Source organism: Pseudomonas fontis (assembly GCF_028656955.1).
GTDB classification, from domain to species: Bacteria; Pseudomonadota; Gammaproteobacteria; order Pseudomonadales; family Pseudomonadaceae; genus Aquipseudomonas; species Aquipseudomonas fontis.
In genome coordinates this window covers 1-7,657 of the sequence record NZ_JAMDGY010000122.1, presented here as the reverse complement: position 1 = coordinate 7,657, position 7,657 = coordinate 1, and the positions used below count along the sequence as shown (strand labels likewise).

7 protein-coding genes are annotated in these 7,657 nt (G+C 65.3%); 5 read left to right on the top strand and 2 right to left on the bottom strand.

Annotated elements, in window-relative coordinates:
- Positions 1-322 precede the first annotated feature (322 nt).
- Both M5G11_RS26465 and M5G11_RS26460 read left to right on the top strand, forming a co-directional pair.
- Positions 323-2,980: a sensor histidine kinase gene (locus M5G11_RS26465; RefSeq protein WP_273913871.1), complete on the top strand. Its 2,658-nt coding sequence runs from the start codon at positions 323-325 to the stop codon at positions 2,978-2,980.
- Complete coding sequence (locus tag M5G11_RS26460) at positions 2,977-3,669, top strand: response regulator (protein ID WP_273913870.1); 693 nt, start codon at positions 2,977-2,979, stop codon at positions 3,667-3,669. The genes M5G11_RS26465 and M5G11_RS26460 overlap by 4 nt, the downstream gene beginning before the upstream one ends.
- Before the next feature lie 105 nt (positions 3,670-3,774).
- Here the strand turns inward: M5G11_RS26460 and M5G11_RS26455 are convergent, their stop codons facing one another.
- Entirely contained in the window at positions 3,775-4,815 is a 1,041-nt protein-coding gene (locus M5G11_RS26455) for a patatin-like phospholipase family protein (RefSeq protein ID WP_273913869.1), read from the bottom strand.
- A gap of 164 nt (positions 4,816-4,979) precedes the next feature.
- Between M5G11_RS26455 and M5G11_RS26450 the strand changes: the two genes are divergently transcribed.
- The 3 genes from M5G11_RS26450 (at position 4,980) to M5G11_RS26440 (ending at position 6,921) form a co-directional block, all read left to right on the top strand.
- Positions 4,980-5,258 (top strand): hypothetical protein, encoded by a 279-nt coding sequence (locus M5G11_RS26450; RefSeq protein ID WP_273913868.1) that lies wholly within the window; start codon positions 4,980-4,982, stop codon positions 5,256-5,258.
- 14 nt (positions 5,259-5,272) lie between these two features.
- Positions 5,273-6,040 carry a CHAD domain-containing protein gene (locus tag M5G11_RS26445; protein WP_273913867.1) on the top strand — a complete coding sequence of 256 codons (768 nt, stop codon included), beginning with the start codon at positions 5,273-5,275 and terminating at the stop codon, positions 6,038-6,040.
- Positions 6,041-6,123: 83 nt separating this feature from the next.
- Positions 6,124-6,921: an acyl-CoA thioesterase gene (locus tag M5G11_RS26440; protein ID WP_273913866.1), complete on the top strand. Its 798-nt coding sequence runs from the start codon at positions 6,124-6,126 to the stop codon at positions 6,919-6,921.
- A 3-nt stretch (positions 6,922-6,924) separates the two neighbouring features.
- Here the strand turns inward: M5G11_RS26440 and M5G11_RS26435 are convergent, their stop codons facing one another.
- Positions 6,925-7,287 (bottom strand): Mpo1-like protein, encoded by a 363-nt coding sequence (locus M5G11_RS26435; protein ID WP_273913865.1) that lies wholly within the window; start codon positions 7,285-7,287, stop codon positions 6,925-6,927.
- Positions 7,288-7,657 lie beyond the last annotated feature (370 nt).

Here is a 7,657-nt window from a genome sequence, read left to right as displayed (position 1 = left end):
AGAAATGATGTGAGCGGATGTGTTTGAAATTCTGTGGGAGCCGGCCTTGCCGGCGATGGGCCGCAATGCGGCCCTGCTTGGCAATGCCAGCTCCCACAGGGATCGCTGCAAGTCAGTTGTTCCGCCTAAGAAATGATGTGAGCGGATGTGTTTGAAATTTTGTGGGAGCCGGCCTTGCCGGCGATGGGCCGCAATGCGGCCCTGCTTGGCAATGCCAGCTCCCACAGGGATCGCTGCAAGTCAGTTGTTCCGCTAGAGATTGATGCAGAGCTTTATCACGGGTTGTACGCGCTTCGCGTTTATTCAAGGACACGCCGTAACCATGACCGATTCCGTACGCGCTGATGCGTTACTCGCCGACCTTCCCCGTGAAGGTCGCGGCCGTCTGAAAGTGTTCCTCGGCGCCGCCCCCGGCGTCGGCAAAACCTACGCCATGCTGCAAGCGGCCCACGGCCAACTGCGCCACGGCGTCAAAGTCCTCGCGGCGGTGGTCGAAACCCACGGCCGCAGCGAAACCGAATCCCTGCTCGGCGGCTTGCCGCAACTGCCCCAACTGCGCAGCGAATACCGTGGCGTGATGCTTGAGGAAATGGACCTGGACGGCCTGCTCGCCGCCGCCCCGGAACTCGCCCTGGTCGACGAACTGGCGCACAGCAACGCCCCCGGCAGCCGCCACGCGAAACGCTGGCAAGATGTGCAGGAACTGCTCGCCGCCGGTATCGACGTCTACACCACGGTCAACGTCCAGCACCTGGAAAGCCTCAACGACCACGTGCGCGGCATCACCGGCGTGCTGGTGCGTGAAACCCTGCCGGACTGGGTCCTGCAGGAAGCCTTCGAACTGGTGCTGATCGACCTGCCCCCGCGCGAACTGCTCGAGCGCCTGCGCGACGGCAAGGTCTACGTGCCCGAGCAGGCCCGCGCGGCCATCGACGCGTTCTTCACCCAGACCAATCTCACCGCCCTGCGCGAGCTGGCCATGCAGACCGCCGCCGCGCAGGTCGATGCCGACCTCGCCCACGGCTACCGCACCCTTGGCCAGGATGCGCCCGCGCTGCGCGGGCGGCTGCTGGTCGGGGTCGATGGCGACTCCCAGGCCGAACGCCTGGTGCGCCATGCCAGCCGGGTCGCGCAGCGTCGCCACTTGCCGTGGAGCGTGGTGCATGTCGACAACGGCCGCCTGCGCGATGAAACCGCCCGCCATCGCCTGCAAGCCGCGCAGCAACTGGCCGAACGGCTCGGCGGCGAAGTGGTGGTGCTGCGCGCCGGCGAGGTCGCGCGTACCTTGATCCAGCACGCCACTGAGCGGCGTGCCAGCCTGGTGCTGGTCGGTCAGTCCCGCGATCGCCTGCGCCGGCGCTTCTACGGCGCAGGCGTGGCCGCGCGCTTGTTGCGCGAGTCCCACGGCCTTGAAATCAACGTGCTCGACCGCGACGAGGCCCAGCCGAAACCTTCCCGGGTAGTGGATGCCAGCGAATGGCCGTGGCGCCATTATCTCTTGGCGCTGGTCGCCACCGCCTGTGCCACCGGCCTGGCCTGGGCGGTGTCCAGCGTGCTGGCGCTGCCGAACATCTCGATGGTGTTCCTCGCCGCGGTGTTGCTGGTGGCTGTGCGCAGTAGCCTGGGGCCGGCGCTGGCCTGCGCGGCAATGTCGTTCCTGACCTACGACTTCCTGTTCATTCCACCCAATTTCTCGTTCGCCATCCAGCGCGAAGAAGACGTGCTGACCTTGCTGTTCTTCCTGCTGATGGCGGCGCTTACCGGCAACCTGGCGGCTCGCCAGCGCCGGCAGGTCCAGGCCCTGCGCGAAACCCAGGAGCAGACCAACCAGTTGCTCGACCTGTCGCGCAAGCTGACCGCCGCCACCGATGGCAAGGCCGTGTTCAGTGCTGCCAGCCAGCATCTGGACGGTTGGCACGACGTTCAGGCATGCCTGCTGGACCGCGACGCCGAAGGTCGTTTGCAGGTGGTCAGTGGGCGCGCGGTGCAGTTCAGCGACAACGAACGCGCCGCAGCCGACTGGGCCTGGCAACACGATCAGGCCGCCGGCCTTGGCAGCGACACCTTGCCCAATGGCCGCTGGTGGTGGTGGCCGTTGTCGGGGGAGGGCGGCACCCTGGCCTTGCTCGGCGTGCGCCCGCGTGAGGGCCAGCCGCTGACGCCGCAACACCGGCGCCTGCTCAAGGCGCTCAGCCAGCCGCTGGCCCAGGCGCTGGCGCGCGCACGTTTGGCCGACCAGCTTGAAGCAGCGCGCCTGCATGGCGAAACCGAGCAGTTGCGCAGCGCCTTGCTGGCTTCGGTGTCCCATGACCTGCGCACACCGTTGACGTCCATGCGCGGCAGCATCGACAGCTTGCTGGCGCTGGGTGAAGCGATCCCCCAGGAGGACCGGCGCGAGCTGCTTGAAGGCACGCGCAACGAAGCCGAGCGTCTGGACCGCTACATCCAGAACCTGCTCGACATGACCCGCCTGGGCCATGGCGGGCTCAAGCTGGCGCGCGACTGGGTGGCGCCGACCGACATTGTCGGCAGCGCCCTGAATCGCCTGCGTGTGGTGCTGGCGCCGTTGCAGGTACACACCGATGTGCCGGCCGACCTGCCGCTGCTCTACGTGCATGCAGCGCTGATCGAGCAGGCGCTGGTGAATGTGCTGGAGAACGCCGCGCGCTTCTCGCCGGCGCAAGGGCGCCTGGAGTTGAGCGTATCGGTGGCGCAGGACGAGCTGAGCTTTGCCGTCGCCGACCAGGGGCCGGGTATCGCCCTGCAGGATCGCGAGCGGATCTTCGACATGTTCTACACCGCCACCCAGGGTGACCGGGGCGGGCAGGGCACGGGGTTGGGGCTGGCGATCTGTCAGGGCATGATCGGCGCCCATGGCGGGCATATCCGCGTGGATGACGGCATTGATGGCCAGGGCACCTGCATCACACTATGCTTGCCGCTTCCGGCCCAACCCGAAATGGACAGCGAGACCCCATGAGCCTGACTGCGACCGTGCTGGTCATCGACGATGAACCGCAGATCCGTAAATTTCTTCGTATCAGCCTGGTGTCCCAGGGCTACAAGGTGCTTGAGGCCGCTACCGGTGGCGAGGGCCTGAGCCAGGCGGCGGTGGGGCGCCCGGACCTGGTGGTGCTCGACCTCGGCTTGCCGGACATGGACGGGCAACAGGTGCTGCGCGAATTGCGCGAGTGGAGCCAGGTGCCGGTGCTGGTGTTGTCGGTGCGCGCCAGTGAAGTGCAGAAGGTCGAGGCGCTGGATGGCGGCGCCAATGACTATGTGACCAAGCCGTTCGGCATCCAGGAGTTTTTGGCGCGGGTGCGTGCGTTGTTGCGCCAGGTGCCGCAGAGCGTGGCCGAGGAAACCGCACCGAGCTTCGGGCCGTTGACCGTGGACCTGGCATATCGGCGGGTGACGCTGGAGGGGCAGGAGGTGGCGTTGACGCGCAAGGAGTATGCGTTGATTGCGCAGTTGGCGCGCCATCCGGGGCGGGTGATTACCCAGCAGCAGTTGCTCAAGGACATCTGGGGGCCGACCCATGTCGAGGACAGCCATTACCTGCGCATCGTGGTGGCGCATGTGCGCCAGAAGCTGGGTGATGACCCGACGGCGCCGCGCTTTCTGGTGACCGAGCCTGGGGTGGGCTATCGCCTGATCGGGCCAGCTTAACAACGCCGCGCCCCTGTAGCCGCTGCCGTCAGGCTGCGCTCGCCTGCACAGCAGGCGCGGCTTTTGGGAGCCCTCACGGACTCCAGCGCAGCCTGCCGGCAGCGGCTACTTGTGTTCCGCCTCATAGTTGTCCAGCGTATCCCGGGCAATCTCCCGCCCCAGCGCGATCAGCTCCGGGGCCTTGTAGAACTCGAAAAACCGGCACACCCGTTTTGGCACGTTGATCAGGATGTCCGGTGGATACCCGGCAATCTTGTACTGCGCCAACGAGGTCTGCATCACCTCGAAGCTCTGGTTGATCAAATCCAGCAGCGACGCCGGCCCGACGTTGTCGATGATGAACGACCCGGTCGCCGACCTGGGCGCCCCTTCACGTTCCGGCGCAGCCTGCGGTTGTTGGGCCTCAGGCGCGGCGGCATCGCTCAGCCATGGGTTGGGAATGTGCGCCGCATCCGGCTGCAGTTCCCGGTCCAGGCGCATCAATTCTTCAGCCGGCTTGCGCCGGAACGGCAAGTGCGAGCCCACCGAACTGATCAGGTTGTTGAAACGCAACTTGAACGCCGCCGGCCGCTCGATCACCGGCAGTTGATAGTGCTTCTGATTGGTGGAGTTGAGGTTCACCGCGATGATCAGGTCGCAGTGGCTGGACACCACCGGGATGATCGGCAACGGGTTGAGAATGCCGCCATCGACCAGCATCCGGTTGCCCTGCACCACCGGGGTGAACAGGCTCGGGATCGCCGCCGAGGCACGCATGGCCTGGTGCAGGCAGCCTTCCTGGAACCAGATTTCCTGCTGATTGGTGAGGTCTGCCGCGACGGCGGTGTAGGGGATGCGCAACTCTTCGATATTGATCTCGCCGACGATCTTGCGGATCTGCCCGAAGACCTTCTCGCCACGGATCGCCCCCAGGCGGAAGCTCACATCCACCAGGCGCAGCACGTCGAGGTAGTCCAGGCTCTCGATCCAGTTCTTGTACTCGTCCAGCTTGCCGGCCGCGTAGATCCCGCCGATCACCGCACCCATGGAACAGCCGGCAATACAGGCGATGTCGTAGCCGCGTCGCTCAAGCTCCTCGATCACCCCGATGTGTGCATACCCTCGGGCACCGCCCGAGCCCAGCACCAGTGCAACGCGTTTGCTCATGATCCATTCCCCGTGGCGGTAGACCCGTCAATGGTCTAACAATGCACCCATTCATGGCTGTGCTTCAATCGCCCCGTACCCTGCGCTACGCTGTGCAGGGCACTTTTGTGGTTTTGCGTCGTCGAAGTCGCCACCTAGAACATTTACTCCTCGAGGAATCACTGATGAAAGCCTGGATCTACGTGCCCCTGATCGCCCTGGCCCTTACCGGATGTGCAGGCAAGACGGCCTACCGCGACAGCTGTGCCACGCAGCTGGATTCCGCCTGGAAGGAGCTCGACCTGGCCAAGGCCGAAGGCTTTGCCGGCACCGTCAGCTATTCCAAGGCCCTGTCACTGCTGACCGGCGCCAAGACCCAACAACAATTCGAAGCCTTCGAGGGCTGTAGCAGCAAGGCCGAAAAAGCCCGCTTCTACATCCGTGAATCCCGCGCCGGTCGTTGACCGAGGAGAACGCCATGTCGGCAATGCTCGATGCCGTGATTGCCCAGGTACTGGCCCAGCAAGTCCGTTTGCTGGCCTGTCAGGCGCGCCTGGCGGCCAATACCGACAGCGAGGCGCTGCACGACCTGCGCATCAGCGTGCGGCGCTTGCGCAGCTTGCTGCGGCCATTGAGTGACTTGCCGGGGGTCGATCAGCTTGAGCAGGCCGCGGCACAGGTAGGGCAGTTGACCACGCCGCTGCGTGACCGCGAAGTGCTGGCGGCCTACCTGCTCAAGCATGGCCAGGCAGACGCCGCCGAGCAGCGCCTCGATCACAGTGGCCGAGCCTTTGCCCGCGTCGCGGCCAGCCCGCAGTTGGCACGCTTGCTGGCGATTGTCGATGCCTTCCCGATGTTCCTGCGCGCAGCGCAGCGTGAAGGTTTGACGCAACGCCTGCGCCAGCGCGTGGAAAAGCGCCTGGGCAAGCAATGGAAGCGCCTCGACCAGGCGATTCATGACCCCGGCCACGACCGCCATCGCCTGCGTTTGCTGATCAAGCGCGTGCGTTATGGCGCCGAAGCCTACCCGCAGTTGGAGCGTTTGAAGCCTGCGCTGGCCAAGGCGCTCAAGCGCGCACAGGGCGACCTGGGCGACTGGCACGATCGCTTGCAGTGGCTGCTGCAGGCGCAAACCCATAGCGACCTGGCGCCGTGCGTGGCCGAATGGCGGCAGCAGCTGGCTGCGGCGGAACAACGTGGCGACCTCACGCTTGAGCGGTTACTCCGGGCAATGGACAGCCGATAAGCCGCAGTTTTGGCGTAAATGCGGGCTGTTTGCCTGGGAGTCTCTGAGTAACATCGTGGGACTTTTCGCAGGACGAGGTCCGCATGAATTTCTCCCAGCTGCTTACCGCTGTGCGCCAGACCCCACAGGCCGTGACCATTCCCGCCGATTGGGCCCAGGGCCGCGCCTGCTTTGGTGGCCTGATGGCGGCCCTGCTGTATGAAGCCATGCATGCCAAGGTCTCGCCGGAGCGTCCGGTGCGTTCGCTGGCCATCACCTTTGTCGGCCCGGCCGAGCCGCTGGTACCGATCAGTTTCGAAGTGGAAATCCTGCGCGAAGGCAAAGCCGTCAGTTCGCTGCTGGGCCGTGCGGTACAGAACGGCCAGGTGGTGACGCTGATCCAGGGCAGCTTTGGTGCGGGGCGCAGTTCAGTGGTCGAGGTTGCAGCCTTGCCTGCGCTGGAGATCAAGCCTTTTGCCGAGTCCGGCCCGGAGCTGCCCTACATCAAGGGCGTGACCCCAGAGTTCGTCAAGCACCTGTCGATGCGCTGGGCGGTGGGTGGCTTGCCGTTCAGCGGCAAGCCGGAGCGCAGGATGGGCGGCTGGGTACGCCTGCGGGATGCGGCCGAAGAACCAGTAACCGAAGCGCACCTGCTGGCGCTGGTCGATGCCTGGCCGCCAGCCCTGCTGCCACACCTGAAAAGCCCGGCGGCGGCCAGCACCTTGACCTGGACCATCGAATTCATCCAGCCGGTGGCCAGCCTCACCACGCTGGATGCCTGCCGGTATGTTGCTGAAATCGAGCATGCCCGCGATGGTTACGGGCATGTGGCGGCGTCGATGTGGAACGCCCATGGCGAGCTGCTGGCGATCAGTCGGCAGACCGTCACCGTGTTCGCCTGAGGTTCAATGCCGGTGGCGTTCGCGCCAGGCCCGCCACCAGGCACCGCTGAGCACGAAGCGCGGGAAGGTAACGAATTGCTCGACCAGTAGGCGTTGCATGGCGTCTTTGCGGTCGGCGAAGGGTTCCGGTTGCTCGGCTTCCAGGCGATGGCCCTGGCGTTGCAGGCCGAGTCCGGCGATCAGGCCGATGATGCCGACGGCGATGGCGCCCAGGTCGAAATCGAACAGGCCGGTCAGCACCAGCAGTGCGCCGATGATGAACAGCGGCACGGCGATCAGGTGCAGCACCAGGTTGGTCGGGTTGCGATGGTTGTTGGGGTAGCCGCGCCATTGCCAGGCGGGCAGGTTGGGTAGGCGTTTGTTCATCGCAAGGGTCCTCAGCGTGTCACAGGGGGCATGGCTGAAGAATAGTGCGGGGCTTGCGAGTGAGCCAATGGTGGCTGGCTATTGCCGGGATAGCCTGGATTGAACAATGTTGTGGGTGGCTGCACAACTTTTGTAGCCGCTGCCGACAGGCTGCGCTGGAGCCCGTGAGGGCTCCCCAAGGCGGCGCCTGCCATGCAGGCGAGCGCAGCCTCACGGCAGCGGCTTGTATCTCGACTAACGCCTCTTTGGAGGCGATAGTTCTCGACGCATCGAGCGAAGAGGAATGAAGCCGGGCAGCGTGTTCTGCCGGCCCCGTCTTCCAGAGGCTGAACGGAGGTGTCGTTAAACGGGCGGGGGCGTAGCCCCCTTC

Coding starts and splice junctions, on each gene's coding strand:
- M5G11_RS26465 (WP_273913871.1), top strand. CDS start 323: ATGACCGATTCCGTACGCGCTGATGCGTTACTCGCCGACCTTCCCCGT.
- M5G11_RS26460 (WP_273913870.1), top strand. CDS start 2,977: ATGAGCCTGACTGCGACCGTGCTGGTCATCGACGATGAACCGCAGATC.
- M5G11_RS26455 (WP_273913869.1), bottom strand. CDS start 4,815: ATGAGCAAACGCGTTGCACTGGTGCTGGGCTCGGGCGGTGCCCGAGGG.
- M5G11_RS26450 (WP_273913868.1), top strand. CDS start 4,980: ATGAAAGCCTGGATCTACGTGCCCCTGATCGCCCTGGCCCTTACCGGA.
- M5G11_RS26445 (WP_273913867.1), top strand. CDS start 5,273: ATGTCGGCAATGCTCGATGCCGTGATTGCCCAGGTACTGGCCCAGCAA.
- M5G11_RS26440 (WP_273913866.1), top strand. CDS start 6,124: ATGAATTTCTCCCAGCTGCTTACCGCTGTGCGCCAGACCCCACAGGCC.
- M5G11_RS26435 (WP_273913865.1), bottom strand. CDS start 7,287: ATGAACAAACGCCTACCCAACCTGCCCGCCTGGCAATGGCGCGGCTAC.